We start from the raw sequence: 15,100 nt of genomic DNA, 5'->3' as shown, positions 1-15,100 counted from the left end.
ATTACTATTTACTATAAGTAGTTCGCGCAATTAATTAGTCTGCCACCAGTTATAGGAAAATAGTAACCTGTTAGTTTATGCGTCTTCTTCGTGGTTTACGGGTATTACATTCTTTAGGAATATGGTTTTGGTTGGCGCTGCCCTTACTAGGATTATCATTTTGGGTAAGTAGTGGTTTAATGAGCGATCGCATTTTGAGCCGCCCTTATGGCACTGTAGCGCAGCTAGAAGCTGATACCCAACTGGAAGTAAATCTTGCTGTCACTATTCTCGTCATCAAAGCTGAAATCTATAAAAAACAAGGTTTTACTAAAGTCGAAGTCAAAACTACCAAGTCTGCACTAACTAAATTAGAGTTTCAATTTCCAGTTACAGAATTTAATCAAGTAGAGTCAACTATTGCTCAAGAATTAGGGCTATCTTTAGCAGATATAAGAAAGCTAGTTCGCTATCAAGTAGTGTATTGAAGCAGCGATCGGAATAATTCGTAATTCGTAATTCGTAATTCTGGAGCAAACATGGGGACTTAAACATTATTATCTTGACCGCTAATTGTTAAATTAAATAGTTCGCGCAGGCATATAAGCGTTTGTGTAGACACAAATTCTATTCGCCTATAAGTTTGCAACTACTTGCGATTAATTCGTCTAATTTTTTGTGACTCTTCCAAAATATCTTCTACTCCTCCTTCAGCAATACTTTGAACGTAGTTAATTTTAATTTCTTCCAATAAGTCTATAACTAATGTTTGAATTTCTTGAATATTGGGCTGTTTTTGTAGTTCTACCTCTAAAGCTTTACTAAAGTTGTCAAATAATTTATTCCACATTTTAGCAGCTACAGGATCTTCCATAAAGTTTGTAATAGTGCTGTAGGCTGCTTGTGATATATCATTTGCTAGCTTCTCAGTCATTTGGTTGGGTAACTTGTTCATACCTGGTACATTTTGAATCTGGCGATAAACAGGCGACTGATTCAAAACGTTTTGAATAGTATGGTTGAGCAAAACTTGAATATCTGGTTGAATTTTTGGTAAAACTTGATAGACACTTAATTGAATTAAACGATTGGCGATCGCTTGAATTTCATTTCTGTTATTAATATCAACATAACTTTGCCCAGAAGTAGAACGAAACAACCAGCGGCTAATATTACCTCTTCTAACTGCTTCTTGTAATTGATCGATTAGGCGAATCCCTACTACTTCGGTAATTTCTTCAGCAAAGTTTGCCACAAAATCGTGGTTAATTTGCGATCGCACAGGTTCGAGATTTAGCAGGCGAGATTGATACAAGCGAATAGTTACAGGAATTACTCTTAGCCAACGCCAAAAAGGCAGTAATAAGAAAAGATCGTACCAACGCCGCAACATTGCTTCTAACCAAGTTAGCTTATTGCGGACACTAATATACAGAGTTCTGATTAAAAAGTCTAAAACAAAAATAGCTATAAATGGAGAATCTATTAACCAAAACTTGTCAATAAACTTACTATTTTCGCCAATATCTCTATAATAATTAGTAGCAATTAACGGACGCAAGTTTGAATTGAAAAAGCTAATTTCCTCCTGCCAATTTCTTTGCGAAAGATACAACTGACTCCAAAATAATGTAAAAGCCTCATGAGCAGATAATTCAGAAGAAGCATTTTCAAACGAAGCAACGCGAACGCGCATCAATCTTTTGATTTTAGCTAAGTTACCCGTTTTATTAGCAACATCAAAAGGATTGTCTTCAATCATTTCATTACTTAGTCTGCGTAGCTGTAACAAAACTCTTTCTGTTTCCTCTGACTGCAAGCCACTTTGCTCGACTTGAGTTTCTAATTTATCTACAGTATTTAAGTATCTTTGCGTTTCTCGGTGTGGTTCTATACCTTTAACTCGATCGTAATATTGCACTATTATTGGTGCTTCTTCAAAATAAAAATCTCGCCAAGGAACATAACTTAAATCGAAAGCAACCAAAACTAGGTTAATTAAAGCAATAATCGCTAGCAATCTTTCTAACCAAAGATAGCGACGTGATGGAAATTTTTTTCTTTTGACTTCTTGAACAGATAGCATAACAGATATATTAAAATCTTTAACTTATATAGCAGTCATAGTTAATTTGTACAACTATCCTTTTTATTGCTCTAAACATACAATTGGCGATCGCACCTTTACAGGTGTTTGTATAAAAACTACAAAAAGGGTTTCTTTCTTCAGACAGACGATATATAGCAGCGATCGCCTTAAAGTGCGTGCTAGTGGTAGGCTAGCGGGGTATCATGCGGTTGCGCTCGATTGTAATTGTCATACTTTCTATAATTATCCTCATTGGTTTTTTAGCCTACCAAGTAGAACTAATTATTCCTGGTACGCCAAGTTTAGGTAAAACTTATACACCCGTTACCCAGTCTGCACCTTCAGGGGTTGGCAGTTACGATATATTAGGTCGTACAGTAGACAAAGCAGAAGCCGCACAACTGTCGCAAACAGATGAAGGTAGGGAAAAACTAGCACCAGAAAACGGCGCAGTTGCTATAGACGATCGCTTATTATCAGTAGGGCGCAAAGCATTTTATAGCGAAACATTCAAAAATGAAGTATTTTTTACCGATGTAACGGGCATATTAAATGGACCATTGAATATCGGTAATTTAGCAAAAGCGATCGCATCTCTCAAAGGCAAGCATACAACCAACTTGCAAGTTAGCTTAGATCGAGATATGGTTGTAGGCGATCGCGCCTTAAAAAAAGGAACCATCCTCAACACAGGCTTAGATGTAGCTACAGGTTCCCTAGTACCGTTAGGCATTCAAACAGTAATCCATCAAGGTAAAATTCGCGTCGGTGTCACTTGTGCGGCGTGTCATGCAGCAGTAGATAGCAAAAGCGGACGCATCCTCGAAGGCGCACCAAATAACGACTTAGATACAGGCTTAATTTTGGCATTAGCTAGCAACTCAGCCGCTTGGTTTAGGCAAACAGGAGTTAACCCGCTAAAAATTGGCACAGCTGACGTAGTTTACACCAAAGCAGACAACAAACAAGCATATCTTCCCGATGCCCAAGCTTTAGAAAAAGCTGTTGACGCACAATTACTTACATGGTCGCCTGGTAACTTTGATTCTACCGGAGATAATGTCAATAACCCGTCGCAAAATCCATCTTCTTACACTCACGAAGCATTCCCTTATGGTTGGAGTGGAAATGCTGCAATTGGTTGGTTTCACGGGCTAACTACACTAAATAGCAACGTACATGGAACTAACTCAGACTTAACAACAGGCGCAGATGCAAGTCAAAAGTTACTAGGAATTGATCGAGAGACTTACTTAGGCGTAATTCTACAAAATTCAGCTAATTCAAGATTTCGCTTGCCTAAAGGCGCAAAACCATCGGAATTTTTTCAGAAAATAGATCCCACACCAGGCGTAGCAGGTATGAATGAGGTGATACCAATGCCTGGATATCCCAAAGGTTCGCCATTTATTTTAGATGGATTGATGGCAAGTTCGCCAGGTTATCCGGTAGGACAACAAATTAATGGGATGTCTGCATGGCAAAATACCCTTGCACCACCAGCAAATAATCAGTTAGATAAAGAAGCTGTAGCGCGGGGAGCAAAAGTTTTTAGTCGTGCTAGCTGCGTGCAATGTCATAGCGGACGTTATTTCACCAATCATGATGTCATTCCAGCGAAAGAAATTTTGACTCAACCATCGCGGGCGACAGCTTTCTCGAAGTTCCCGCGCATTTTTACATCGCCGCAGACTTACCCTAGTAACGTCAACGTACCTCTACCACCAGATCCACCTGTATTAGATGTTCCTGTTGATATAACACCTTTACCTGCACAACAACTTGCTTTAGCCCAAGGAAATGCAGGCGGTTATAAAGTACCTAGCTTAATTGGCTTGCACGTTACCGCGCCCTATTTGCACGATGGTGGGGTAGCGGCGGGAGTAGACGCACTTACTGAAGGCGATAACGAGTATCAATTAGGCGATCGCACTCAATTAGGCATGGCAGGAACGCTAATGCAGAATATCTTACCAGATCCGAGTAATAGCTTGAGAGTATTGCTAGATCGGCGATTAAGGGAAAAAGCGATCGCAGCTAATAAAGCTAATCCTAACTTGCAAAAGTCAAATGTAGATGGAAGCGGACATAATTATTGGGTAGATCGTCGCGCTGGATACAGCAAGCAAGAGCAAACAGATTTAATTCAATATCTCCTCTCATTAGACGATGAGCCAGAAGTTTTAAGTAATGCAGATTAGACTTTTGTTGACTTACCGCAAGGAACCGCTTAAACTCCCCGAAGATACTCTATATAACGGCGGAAGCGAGCGGCGGCGAGTAGACTAGAACGTAGCGCGGAGACTCTCAACCATCCGCTCCACTGCATTGTTAGCCTGCGTTGCGTCACGCTGGATATGCATCTACAACTCGTCGAGCGTCACCAATCCACCCTCTGTAAACTGAATCACCAACTCTTGTTCATCCAGCAAAGCGGTTCCAAGCAGAGGTCGCCTACCTGTCGCAATGACCAACACATCCCGCTCAATACCATCCCAGAGGACAAATGCTTCGTAAAGAGGAAGTGATACCTCGCTGTTATCTGCCAAATTTGCAAACGTATCGTGTCTAAAGGTCAAACCCATCAGTGAGACTGCTTCTATGGGAAGGCACAACTCTCCGGTGAATCCTGTATCGATGACAAACTCAATGGGGATAGTTGAACCATTGGGTAACAAGAACGTCAAAGCGATCGTTGCGTGTTGATTTGTTACAATCCCAGAAATCACTTGTCAACACGCTCCATGACACCCCCAAAGGAGACGGCAACATTGTATCCGATCCGAATCCCGAAGAGTCTAGCATTTGGGTGCTTTTTACTAAGGTTACGAGAAGCTTGCAAGCCAGTCTTATCAACTTCGTAATCGCCTGTCTCGATGTCGATAATCACCATCTTGCCAATGTTTTCTTCGACCTCGACTTTTTGACGGATGCTATTTTCATACAGTTGCTTTGCACGACGGGCAACTTCTTCACGGCTTAAAAGGATCGCTTGCATACGCTGACTCCCGATCGCTACCTTCTTGAGATTTCTCCATAATACCTTGAGGTTAGAAGGATGGGTGCTATTCATCCTTCTGGATCGGGGTTGATTGTCCCCGTCGTCTTCGGCGTTTTGATCGTCCTCATCCGTAAAACTCTCACCCAATACGCACTCCGCTAAAGTCCTGCTCCCCTGCCTCATAGCGTCGAATCAATTCTTCAGCATCCATATCTTGAACCGTAATACAAACAACTATTTCACTGGTATTATTCCCTTGTGGTGCTTCCAATAGATAATTTTCAAAGTCTTACCACTATCTGTAAACGAAGCAGGCTAACGGCAGCGTTGATGTAGGCGGGAACCGGCTACACGCAAGTTGCGGGTTCAGAAGAACCGTTAAATGAAAGGAAAGTTGCTGTTCCTGCCTCACGTCTAATAACTTGTTAGCCCACCCGTAACCAATACGCAACGTCTTTAACTGTCACTTGCCACTCGGAAATCTGAAAGCCATCTTCTGTTTTGGTTTGGCGTTCGTCAACTTGCGCGTAAATATTCAACGGCTCAAACGTGCCTTTTACAGTTTCCGGTAGCAATAACTTGTGCTGAAAATGAACAGTATCAGCAAGTTTGTAAGCTGTCCAGATAAAAATTGCGCCGTCATCTGGCGATTCGCGTATGGAAGCTGCAAAGCAGGAACGTGCTTCTCCGGCGACAATGCGTTCGGCAGCCTCGCGCCATTGTTTTTGGTAATCGTCAACTGTCCAAAAAACGAGCGGCGCAACAAACTCCTCTGAAAAGTCGCCAAGTGTAATTCGTCCGCGAATAGCCGGTTGGTTAAATTCAATGCACGGCTGACCTACAAATTCGATAGCAAACATTCCGTTTTGGGTTCAGAAGAAGTGGTTAACGTTCCCGTCCACCCGCCGCCGAGCGCCCTTATTCGGTCGGTGTGCAACGGGATTATTGTACGGTGCTAGTTGCTCTTAATCGGGGTGGTAAAGCTGTCCGCAGTCCGCTCGCTCTGTAAAGAATCGGTTAGTATTTGGAAGCGATCGCTTGCATGAAATAGTTTAACAAGCTCAAAACTAAACTTCAAAAGACTGAGATATACTACCTGTTAAGTTTGCATCGATCGCACAAATCGTTGTAGCTGCTTACTTTCTAACTCCAACACCCTCCGGGCAAAATCAGGATCGCGATCGAGTAAGTCGTCAAAAGTATCGACTGAGATGGCAAGAATGCGCGTCTTTTGGCTATCTGCAACGATGGTGTTTTCTGATGTACTGTGCGCCAAAACCTCAAGCTCATCTAGTGTTTGTCCGGGATGGAGGTATTCAACTTGAATCCCCGTCTCAGTTTGATAGAGAATATTAGCGTTACCTTCAATTAACAGCAACAACTCGCGACAGGTATCGCCGGCTTCTGTAATTACCTCACCGCTAGAATAGGTTCTCACTTCAGCTAGATTAGCAAGTGCTATTAGCGTTTCACTCTGCACGCGGTGGAAGAAATCGCTGTTGAATAAATAAACTGATTTTTCTAAAGCCGGAAATGCGCTTAGAAGTGGGTTTGGAGTTGGTGACAGCAGCAGTTCAGCAGTTTCCCGCACGAGCAGGTGTGGTGACTCATGATGCAGATTCTGGGCGATCGCCGCAGCGCGTTCTGCATCTAGCCACGCGATCGCATAAAGCGCAGCCGCTTGAATTAGGGGGTTTTGCTCCTGTAGCAAAACTTCTAAGTAATGTAAGATCTCACCAGCAGACAATTCCAGCGAACAAGCAACGGGCGTTTCTCCTGGCTGAGTTAGAGTTTGGATAATTTCTGGTGAGAGGCGATCGCGCCAATCTTCACGCGCTAAAATTTCCATCAACACCGATGGCGAAGACTGTTGCAAAGACTGTGCTAGTGTCACATTCGGCTCATTTTGCACAACTACTAAAGTTTCTAGCAGCGATCGCACTATCAGTTCTTTTTTATGCGCTACGTGCGATCGCAGCAGCGTTAATACCGCTTGCTGTTGGAGTACAGGTTGATTTACAGCGCGGTAGCAATTAATCAATTCTGATAATTGAGCTATTAAAAACTCAGCCTTGTTGATACTGCTTGCATTTTCCGACAATCCGCTTAAAATCCAATCTTCCTCTTGGGGTGAGATCGAATATTGGCGGCGCAAGGAACGAATTTCATCTGAATCTGGGAGGGTAGTAGAGCGATCGCTTTGTTTTCTTTGCAAAGCCATCAACCGCTCTAGCGATTTACGATAGCCACTCAAGCGAATCTGATTTTCTAAGCTGCGTTGACGATTGGGGTTGAGCAACTGCGGATCTTCAATACCCAATTCATCTAAAACCTGACGGTGTTCGTCGTCAGTAATACCTAACTCTTGGCGCATTTGCTGCAAAATTTCTAAACTACTAGAGTAGTTAACATAGCCTTCCTCTAAGGCTTCTCGAACGACTCCCTTGTATGCTTGGTGTCGTTTCTCGCGAGTAAAGCCAGGTAAGACTTTGGCTAACACATACACCTCATGGGTATTGAGGTCATTAAGCGATCGCCCTTCTAAAAACTGCGAAACATTTAGCTGTAATTTTTCCAACTGCTTGCGGAATCGACTAGCTAAATTTTCACGAGCATAAAAATCGGGGCTGCGTCGCCAAGTTTTATAGAGCCAAAGGGTACTCAGCAAAACTAAACCTAAGTCGTAGATATATTGCACCGACAAAGGTAAAAGCTGAACTAAAGGACGACCGCCAAAAATAAAGAAAAAGTTGAAAATTCCAAAAGTGCAAAGGGTAAAAATACGATGTCGAATCGTCTCAACCGCTAGATTTGGATAATGCCTACGACTGTAAGATTTCGCGCGTTTTTCGATCGCACGTCCTAGCCAATAGGCGATCGCCGTACAGCCGCCTAGCACGATGGGGACGGCAACTATTTTGGGAATATTGATAGATTGTCCAAAAAGATAGAGTCCAGGGCTAAACAGGGACGCTAGTTGGTCAGTTTGTCTGAGCCACGCCCCAGAAAAGTAATAATCCCAGTTGCCTGCATACAAATAGTAATAAATAAAATAGCCAACTACTAAGCCTACATAGCCATAGCGCAGAAATGAAGTTTCGCTCTTGTTTAAGCTGTCCCAATAGGTGCGTTCGGAGTCAATATCAATGCAAGGATTTTGGCAAGCCACACAGGCACTTTGTTCTTGACCATCGGGTAGGACAGTGCGACACATAGATTGAGTAATAGTGCGATCGCTCATGTGGGCTTTGCTACTTAACAAGCCTCCTGGTTCGCTATAAATGCTTTGCACCGGAGCCATCGGGCAGAAGTATTGACACCAAGACTTACCCCCGTAAAAATAGCCTACGGCGATCGCCGCCCCAATTGTAAATAGCAACCAACCTGCCAATACTAAGCGATCGGCATTGAAAAATAAAATTCGCCCGCATAACCCTGCAAATAGCCAGCCAAATTGTACGTAGTGATAGTTTTTGCCCAGCCACGAATCAGAGTTAACTTTTGCTAGTTCGTAGCGTACTTTGCCAGTCTTTTTATTTTCTCGTTTAAATTGTCTTTGCCAACCTAGAGCGCGAGGAATTTGGGATAAAAATGATAAGGGGCAAATCCGCCGCCATAGCTCGTGTCCAAACACCAGCAAGATAAAGATTGCACTGGGGACAATAGCCCCCCAAAATAAAGTTGTTCCCAGTGGGTAAGGTTGCTCGGATAAGCATTCGCCTTGCACTTGAACGCAGGTATTAGTTAACCGCAAGGGACTCCAGGTACGATCTGGTTCTGTTAACACTGATGTCCAAGGGTCGTAGAATAGGGAAGCGATCGCCAAGAGCCACCCAATGGTCAATACCCAGCGGACCCAGTGCATTCGCCGCTCTGGCTGTTGTGCAAACATGAATTAATTTCGTTACTCTGCTTTTATTGTGTGCTTAAGACTACCATGTTCTGCCATTGATTTTCTTTTGGGTATTGCATCATAGAAAATGATGATTCAAGCTTGAACTTAACAAAAGCGGACGCATCAACTACTCTTCTTGTTAAACGATCTGCAGAAGTGCCCAGCTACGCGGATTAGATTTGCGGCTTTTTCTGCATTACTCATGGAGATTATTTTGCAGCGCTCGAACAGTAGTTGCTAATCCAAAACCTAGAGGCATTTCCCAGACGTTAAACTTCAGCAGCTTGGCTAGCAACTTTTGGTATCGATTAGACTTCTTGCAAAAGTAGGCAACGCTCTGTAAATTGGCAATTTTAACTTTTTCTCCCTTGTCCCCCTTGTCCTCCTTGTCTCCCTTGTCTGTTGAACTATGTACTTATGCAAAAGGTCTATTTTGGCGAATTAGCTCGCAAGGCGCGAAACATCCCAAAACGGCAAAGTCCTGTGCCAAATGCTAGCCGCATCAATAGCAAGGTGGGGACTTCGCGCAGAGATTTAATCAACCCTGACAAACCAAAACGCACTAATCCCTCTGGTCTAGCTACTCCCTGCCAGATAGAATCTAGCCAAGAAGGAAGTGTTTGTTGTGTCCAGTCTGCTGTTGTCACTTCTCCTTCTACTAACCCTGTTGCTTCTAGAAGTTCCGCAAAGCCTTCAATACTAGAAAATGCAGGATGAGACCACTGATCGAGGAGTTGCTGCATTACAGGTTTTTCCCAAAAATTGAGCGGTTTTTGGCGATCGTCTCTTTGATTCCAGTCAGCCATAACCATTACGCCACCAGGCTTTAGCACCCTCATTAGCTCTTTTGCAAAGATGGCTTTGTCAGGCATATGCGGTCCAGCTTCAATTGACCAAACTACATTAAAACTCGCATCTGGGAATGAAAGTGCCATTGCATCATCTACCAAAAATTTCACGTCAAGTTCCGCAGAAGTTAACTGTTGGGCGCGTTCTACCTGTTGGGGACTGATAGTAATACCTGTAACAGCAAACCCGTAATCTCGCGCTAATATGCGGCTGCTGCCGCCAATTCCACAGCCAACATCTAATAGGGTTGTGCCTGGGGGTAATTTATCTAAGCCTCCCCAACGCACCATTTCATGCACGAAGTCAGCTTTGGCAGTAAGAAAATCTTTCCTTTGTGGCGGCAAGCCATAATGACCTAAGTGAATGTGTTCGCCCCAATAAAACTCCAAAATACCGTCTTCTGTCCATTGGTCGTAGGAATTGGCTACAGAGTTGGCAGATTGATAGCGACGAGCCGTGATGAGATAGAAAGCAACGCCCAGTGATAGGAGCAATAAGACAAATCCCACCACTGCAAAAAACAAATTCATCAAGCTCGATCCTTAATATTTCTTGATATTCTTATTTTATGATTAGATTGTCAGCGCTAGGGCGATCGGGGTGGGTGTACGAACGGATTGGTACTAAATTAGCCCTACTATCCAAGGCAAAGCGATCGCGATATCATCAACTCATAGCAACTTTACTACCACACGTTGGACAAACACCGTGTTTCAAGTTTGAGCGTACTCCGATTCCACATGAAGAACACGTACCAAACTGACAGAACCCCCAGTCTATTCCTAGTACATCTTCGCCATACACTTCTTTATCAACATTAGCAACTGCTGCAATCTCACAAGTTCCCCAGCGTTCTGCTTCTCCTTCGCTGCTTTCTAAAAGGCTAGAAGCAGTACCAAGAAAAAAGCAGTTTTTGTTGTATTTATCTTCTTCAGGATTAGGTCTTCGAGTTTTAAACACAGCACTTAAAATCTCTCGCAGTTCAACAAGAGAACATTGTGTAAGGTACTTTACTATCTCGTCTCTCTTGTTTTGTGGCATTGATTAAGCTGACTATCTGTTGATTTATTCGAGGCTGTTAATACCTATTCATCTTTTGATGCAGTTACAGACTTTGAACCAGGCTGGGATGGGGACTGTTGAATCAGTCTCATTAATAGGCGCAAACCTTCATTGACGGCTCCTGAATCTGGAAAAATTGCTGCTACATCTGGATCTATCTGGACAGTTAGGCTGGCTTGTTTACGTCCTAGACCACGAGCTACAACTGGGAGTTGGGTAAAGTCGTATTCGGGGCGTAAATCATCATCCGTTTCAAAGGTCTGACTCATAAGCTTTACGTTCTTTGCGGGTAGCTAGACGGGCGCTGATTAGGCGAGTGGTTTCTGCGCGGTCAGTGTAAGCAACAACTAACAATCTTCCTTGGGCTGATTCTCCCATAATAATGAAACGTCGCTCTTGAAGGGAGTGTTCTGGATCGGCAAAGGTTAAAAACAGTGGGTCGTCAAACACAGAACTGGCTTCATCGAAAGAAACATTATGCTTGGCTTGGTTGCTTTTGGCTTTTTCCTCGTCCCAATCAAACAACATAGCTCTAATTTACACAATTTCTTTTCTCAAGCTTATCAGTATGAGTGACAGCACAAATAAGCGATCGCCCTAACCTCGCTTCTTGGCAATTATGTCGCGTAATTCTTGGGCTTGCTGTTAGAAATGCGATCGCACATTGCTTGAGAGAATTGTCTAGTTTTAGATTTACGCAAATATTGCATCAATAAACTCTTCGAGTTCGGATACGGAATATTCTTTTAACTCGTTATCGGATAAATGTCTCTTGAACCTACTGGAAATCTCTGCAAAGCTGTGTGTTGGTTTGTACTGACGTATTAACTCTTTACGCATCCTTCTCCGAATTGCTTTCGGTAACTCATAACTTTGGCTGCGAAACTTTAATAGTTGGTACTCATACTCAGCCTCTAAGCGTACATACTTATTTGAGTCTTGTCGCAACTGCTCAATACATCTGTATTTGCGTTGATAAAGTCCATTTTCTTCTTTAGGCTCGTCGCCATTAAATTCATGCAAAATATCAAGCACTGCCCAACGAGTCATATATACTGGGCTAGATATCATTGAGTCAAGTAGTTCCCAAAAGTTATCTGCTCCAAGCCAGCCCATTTCTCCTATTAATCTAGGTAGCGCTAGGGGAGCAATATCTCGCAACTTTACAAAAGCTTGATTGATAGCATCAACGCTACTGTAACTACACGTTTTACCCAAAGTGTAAACTGCGCGAGTACAAATATAATGATTGGTAGAAAAAACCATCTGCTCTAGCGTTTTGACAATTAGAGAGTTTGGGTATTGCTTTCTAAATTCCTCACATTGAGGATGATGGGAACCAGCCATTACTAAGTCTGTAATAAAAAGCGTAGTTAAACCAACAGTTTCGTCATCCACTGACTGAAGAAGTAAACTAATTATATTTTCAAACTCTAATACTGGCATTGAAGTAGCAATCTTTGCCATATAATCAGCATCATGCAGATGACTTAAATATTTGAAAATACTAGCTTTGACTGTTTCAATCGCCATTGTCATAGTATCCAATCATACTTGTTGTTTTAATCCACTTTTGTTTTTTAGGGAAAAGTATAGGATATCTAGCGACTTAATTGAGTAATTATGTCTTGCATTTTATCTCGCAATTCTTGGGCTTGCTTGTAAGATTGCGATCGCTCTTGTTTTGGAGAATTTTCTGTTATAGGTGCAGTTTGATACACAGGTTGAATGTAATAATGCAACTTACTTCTAGCTGCCCACACTCCCATTGAAGGGAACAGCACGAATGCAAACATCAATGGCGATATTGGTGAAAACGGTAATTGCAATCGCCTAGCGAGTTTTTTAATATTAAACGTCCATGTATGCAGATACTCGTTGCCCATGCAGATAACAGGCAAAATGGGGATAGATGAGCGATCGCTAAGACGAATAAAACTCAGATTAAATGTCTGCAATTGATAGCGCTTTGCCCACCCTTTACTCGGACCTCTTAAACCTTCTGGAGCGTATAGTAAAATAGTCTGATTAGAAATTGCCTCTTTAAACTCATCCCATTCAGCGCGTACACCACCTAATATTTTTGCCCAACCAGGCGGCAGCCACCAAATTAACCAAGGATGTTCAAACAAAGAAACGTCTGCTAATGGTTGCACTAACCAACCGCGCTGCTCGCTTAAAAGATATCCCAAATTCAAAAAATCCCAAGGAAAACACATTCCCGCATGGTTCATCGCCACAATCAAAGGTCCCGATGCGGGTAAATTCTCAACTTGGTGCAGTTCGGCGCGAAAATAGTATTTGACAATCGGTGCAATAATTTCATCCTTGAATAGCTGCTGATAATTGGGATCGAATTGTTCTCCTTGGCTGCGAGGTAAACGACACCCCAAACGCAGCCAGCGCATAAATAATGCTAGATAAAATCCTCCAGGAATGAGAAATAGTAGGTATTCCAGCCAATTCCAGCCATCAGGATCGCTATGGTAGCGTTGCCAATGGCGATTGAATAAAATTAGCCAGCCTGGAGGATACCAAAGACAAAACCAATCAAACCAAGTAAATTGATACACCTAAGTTTGCACCTGCTTAAGTTGCTCGATCGTATCAACGGAGCCTGCACGCAATTGTTCCGCAGTTGGCATTTTATCTAATCGCATTAATTCAGATATTGCTGCCATCTCTGTATCTCTTTGACTAGCAGCGGCAGCTAAAACGCGATCGCCTTTGATATAAAAAGCAATAAATTCCCGCTTCTCCAACTCACCATCAAAGATAATTTCGTCCCACTCCTCTGTATGTCCAACATAACGCAGGGGAAACTCAAATTGTGCTGTCCAAAATACAGGTACGCCAGTAAATTCTACTTTTTGCCCAGCCATATTAGCTGCTGCAATCTCTCCGTGTTGTGCTGCTATGCGCCAATGTTCGACACGAATTGCGCTATCTGTGCGCCAATCGGGAAAACGAGCAATATCTCCGGCTGCATATAATCCATCTGCCGCGCAGAGGTGTTTGTCTACAATTACGCTTTTATCTTTTTCATTTAGCTCAATGCCCTGTATATACTCAGTTGCAGGTTGTACGCCAATACCAACAACAACGAAATCTGCGCTCAAGCGATCGCCATCATCCAAAATTACAGCTTCTACTTTACCATTACCCTCTAGTTTAGTAACTTTAGTTTTTAGCCTAAAAGTAACGCCTTGTTCTTCGTGGATAGTTTGAAATAACTGCCCGATTTCTTTACCAAGGATCTTTTCAAAAGGTAAGCCACTAGGCGAAACTACTGTAACTTGCAAGCCATGTTGAGTTAATCCAGCAGCAGTTTCCATGCCAATAAAGCTAGAACCGATGACGACGACACGAGTAGCTTGTTTTGCCGCAGCTAAGATTTGCTCGATATCTTGAAAACTCCGCAGCGTAAAGACATTTTCTAAGTTTGCCCCTTCAACGTCTAACTGGCGTGGTTTCCCGCCAGTTGCTAGCAGTAAGGAGTCATAACCTAGCGTCGAATCATCGGCAAATGTAATAACGCGATTAACGGCATCTACACTTACTACTTGTTTGTTTAATAAGACTTCAATCCCTTTATCTTGATAAAATTCCTCTGTTCTTAGCGGCATTTCCTCTGGAGATACTTTGCCAGTCAAGTAGTCTTTACTCAACCAAGTGCGATCGTAGGGCAATTTATCTTCTTGCGTTACCATAATTATTCGCCCTTGAAATCCTACTTGCCGCAACTTTTCTACCGCCGCACTTCCGGCTGCACCTGCGCCTAAGACAACGAAGGTGCGGCTGTCAGCATCCAGGTTAAATTGCGCCATTGCAGGTGTCCGTTTTGGCGCGGCGGATGCTGGTACGCTAACAATAATGCGATCGCCATCAACACGCACCTGATAACGAGGCAGAGCATCTAAGCCTGGAGGTGCTTGGCGATCGCCTGTTACTAAGCTAAAACAAGCATTGTGCCAAGGACAAATTACAGATTCACCATTAATTACGCCTTCTGCTAACGGGGCTTTGTAGTGCGTGCAGTGCGCCCCTACTGCATAAAATTTGTTGTTTATTTTTGCTAGTAAGACTTCTGTTTCGCCTACTAAGACTTGCTTGGTTTCTCCATTTTGCAAGTCATTGATGTTGGCAACAAGTGCCTCAATATTACTCATAGGTTCTATGTATATTATTAATTTCCCCGTCCCTGTTTTTGAGGGACGAGGTTATA

Annotated in this window: 15 protein-coding genes; 3 read left to right on the top strand and 12 right to left on the bottom strand. The window is 42.8% G+C overall.

Annotated features, from left to right (window positions below; all coding sequences use genetic code 11):
- The first annotated feature begins 77 nt into the window (after window positions 1-77).
- Window positions 78-467: a hypothetical protein gene (locus tag UH38_RS06430; RefSeq protein ID WP_045053826.1), complete on the top strand. Its 390-nt coding sequence runs from the start codon at window positions 78-80 to the stop codon at window positions 465-467.
- 161 nt (window positions 468-628) lie between these two features.
- On the opposite strand, the gene UH38_RS06425 is transcribed toward UH38_RS06430, so the two are convergent.
- Window positions 629-2,065 carry a hypothetical protein gene (locus UH38_RS06425; protein ID WP_045053825.1) on the bottom strand — a complete coding sequence of 479 codons (1,437 nt, stop codon included), beginning with the start codon at window positions 2,063-2,065 and terminating at the stop codon, window positions 629-631.
- 206 nt (window positions 2,066-2,271) lie between these two features.
- On the opposite strand from UH38_RS06425, the gene UH38_RS06420 reads away from it, so the two are divergent.
- Window positions 2,272-4,269: a di-heme oxidoredictase family protein gene (locus UH38_RS06420; protein WP_045053824.1), complete on the top strand. Its 1,998-nt coding sequence runs from the start codon at window positions 2,272-2,274 to the stop codon at window positions 4,267-4,269.
- A 162-nt stretch (window positions 4,270-4,431) separates the two neighbouring features.
- On the opposite strand, the gene UH38_RS06415 is transcribed toward UH38_RS06420, so the two are convergent.
- The 8 genes from UH38_RS06415 to UH38_RS06380 all read right to left on the bottom strand — a co-directional run bounded on the left by UH38_RS06415 (window position 4,432) and on the right by UH38_RS06380 (window position 11,403).
- Window positions 4,432-4,797, bottom strand: a complete 366-nt coding sequence (locus tag UH38_RS06415) for a clan AA aspartic protease (protein ID WP_045053823.1) — start codon at window positions 4,795-4,797, stop codon at window positions 4,432-4,434.
- Entirely contained in the window at window positions 4,794-5,066 is a 273-nt protein-coding gene (locus UH38_RS28105; RefSeq protein ID WP_045053954.1) for a hypothetical protein, read from the bottom strand. Before UH38_RS28105 ends, UH38_RS06415 begins: the two co-directional genes overlap by 4 nt.
- A gap of 428 nt (window positions 5,067-5,494) precedes the next feature.
- Window positions 5,495-5,929 (bottom strand): hypothetical protein, encoded by a 435-nt coding sequence (locus UH38_RS06405; protein ID WP_045053822.1) that lies wholly within the window; start codon window positions 5,927-5,929, stop codon window positions 5,495-5,497.
- A gap of 239 nt (window positions 5,930-6,168) precedes the next feature.
- The gene (locus UH38_RS06400) at window positions 6,169-8,961 is read right to left on the bottom strand and encodes a cyclic nucleotide-binding domain-containing protein (RefSeq protein WP_045053821.1); all 2,793 of its coding nucleotides are present in this window, start codon (window positions 8,959-8,961) and stop codon (window positions 6,169-6,171) included.
- A 431-nt stretch (window positions 8,962-9,392) separates the two neighbouring features.
- Window positions 9,393-10,343 (bottom strand): methyltransferase domain-containing protein, encoded by a 951-nt coding sequence (locus tag UH38_RS06395; RefSeq protein WP_045053820.1) that lies wholly within the window; start codon window positions 10,341-10,343, stop codon window positions 9,393-9,395.
- 136 nt (window positions 10,344-10,479) lie between these two features.
- Entirely contained in the window at window positions 10,480-10,773 is a 294-nt protein-coding gene (locus UH38_RS06390) for a hypothetical protein (RefSeq protein ID WP_144405632.1), read from the bottom strand.
- Window positions 10,774-10,898: 125 nt separating this feature from the next.
- Entirely contained in the window at window positions 10,899-11,144 is a 246-nt protein-coding gene (locus tag UH38_RS06385) for a hypothetical protein (RefSeq protein WP_045053818.1), read from the bottom strand.
- Window positions 11,128-11,403 (bottom strand): BrnT family toxin, encoded by a 276-nt coding sequence (locus UH38_RS06380; protein WP_045053817.1) that lies wholly within the window; start codon window positions 11,401-11,403, stop codon window positions 11,128-11,130. Before UH38_RS06380 ends, UH38_RS06385 begins: the two co-directional genes overlap by 17 nt.
- Window positions 11,404-11,447: 44 nt before the next feature.
- Between UH38_RS06380 and UH38_RS26665 the strand changes: the two genes are divergently transcribed.
- Window positions 11,448-11,591 carry a hypothetical protein gene (locus UH38_RS26665; RefSeq protein WP_160295933.1) on the top strand — a complete coding sequence of 48 codons (144 nt, stop codon included), beginning with the start codon at window positions 11,448-11,450 and terminating at the stop codon, window positions 11,589-11,591.
- On the opposite strand, the gene UH38_RS06375 is transcribed toward UH38_RS26665, so the two are convergent.
- From UH38_RS06375 to UH38_RS26210, 3 genes are all read right to left on the bottom strand, one after another.
- Window positions 11,569-12,408 carry a hypothetical protein gene (locus UH38_RS06375; RefSeq protein WP_045053953.1) on the bottom strand — a complete coding sequence of 280 codons (840 nt, stop codon included), beginning with the start codon at window positions 12,406-12,408 and terminating at the stop codon, window positions 11,569-11,571. The genes UH38_RS26665 and UH38_RS06375 overlap by 23 nt on opposite strands.
- A gap of 68 nt (window positions 12,409-12,476) precedes the next feature.
- Entirely contained in the window at window positions 12,477-13,448 is a 972-nt protein-coding gene (locus UH38_RS26215; RefSeq protein ID WP_045053816.1) for a 1-acyl-sn-glycerol-3-phosphate acyltransferase, read from the bottom strand.
- Window positions 13,449-15,044, bottom strand: coding sequence for an FAD-dependent oxidoreductase (locus tag UH38_RS26210; RefSeq protein ID WP_045053815.1), 1,596 nt, complete (start codon window positions 15,042-15,044; stop codon window positions 13,449-13,451).
- Between the last annotated feature and the right edge of the window lie 56 nt (window positions 15,045-15,100).

Source organism: Aliterella atlantica CENA595 (assembly GCF_000952155.1).
Lineage (GTDB): Bacteria > Cyanobacteriota > Cyanobacteriia > Cyanobacteriales > Chroococcidiopsidaceae > Aliterella > Aliterella atlantica.
The sequence above is the reverse complement of the archived record's forward strand: the minus strand, read 5'-3'. Positions and strand labels throughout refer to the sequence as shown.

Excerpts from the sequence above, each read along its gene's own strand:
- UH38_RS06430 (WP_045053826.1), top strand. The coding sequence starts at position 78 with ATGCGTCTTCTTCGTGGTTTACGGGTATTACATTCTTTAGGAATATGG.
- UH38_RS06425 (WP_045053825.1), bottom strand. The coding sequence starts at position 2,065 with ATGCTATCTGTTCAAGAAGTCAAAAGAAAAAAATTTCCATCACGTCGC.
- UH38_RS06420 (WP_045053824.1), top strand. The coding sequence starts at position 2,272 with ATGCGGTTGCGCTCGATTGTAATTGTCATACTTTCTATAATTATCCTC.
- UH38_RS28105 (WP_045053954.1), bottom strand. The coding sequence starts at position 5,066 with ATGCAAGCGATCCTTTTAAGCCGTGAAGAAGTTGCCCGTCGTGCAAAG.
- UH38_RS06405 (WP_045053822.1), bottom strand. The coding sequence starts at position 5,929 with ATGTTTGCTATCGAATTTGTAGGTCAGCCGTGCATTGAATTTAACCAA.
- UH38_RS06400 (WP_045053821.1), bottom strand. The coding sequence starts at position 8,961 with ATGTTTGCACAACAGCCAGAGCGGCGAATGCACTGGGTCCGCTGGGTA.
- UH38_RS06395 (WP_045053820.1), bottom strand. The coding sequence starts at position 10,343 with ATGAATTTGTTTTTTGCAGTGGTGGGATTTGTCTTATTGCTCCTATCA.
- UH38_RS06385 (WP_045053818.1), bottom strand. The coding sequence starts at position 11,144 with ATGAGTCAGACCTTTGAAACGGATGATGATTTACGCCCCGAATACGAC.
- UH38_RS06380 (WP_045053817.1), bottom strand. The coding sequence starts at position 11,403 with ATGTTGTTTGATTGGGACGAGGAAAAAGCCAAAAGCAACCAAGCCAAG.
- UH38_RS06375 (WP_045053953.1), bottom strand. The coding sequence starts at position 12,408 with ATGGCGATTGAAACAGTCAAAGCTAGTATTTTCAAATATTTAAGTCAT.
- UH38_RS26210 (WP_045053815.1), bottom strand. The coding sequence starts at position 15,044 with ATGAGTAATATTGAGGCACTTGTTGCCAACATCAATGACTTGCAAAAT.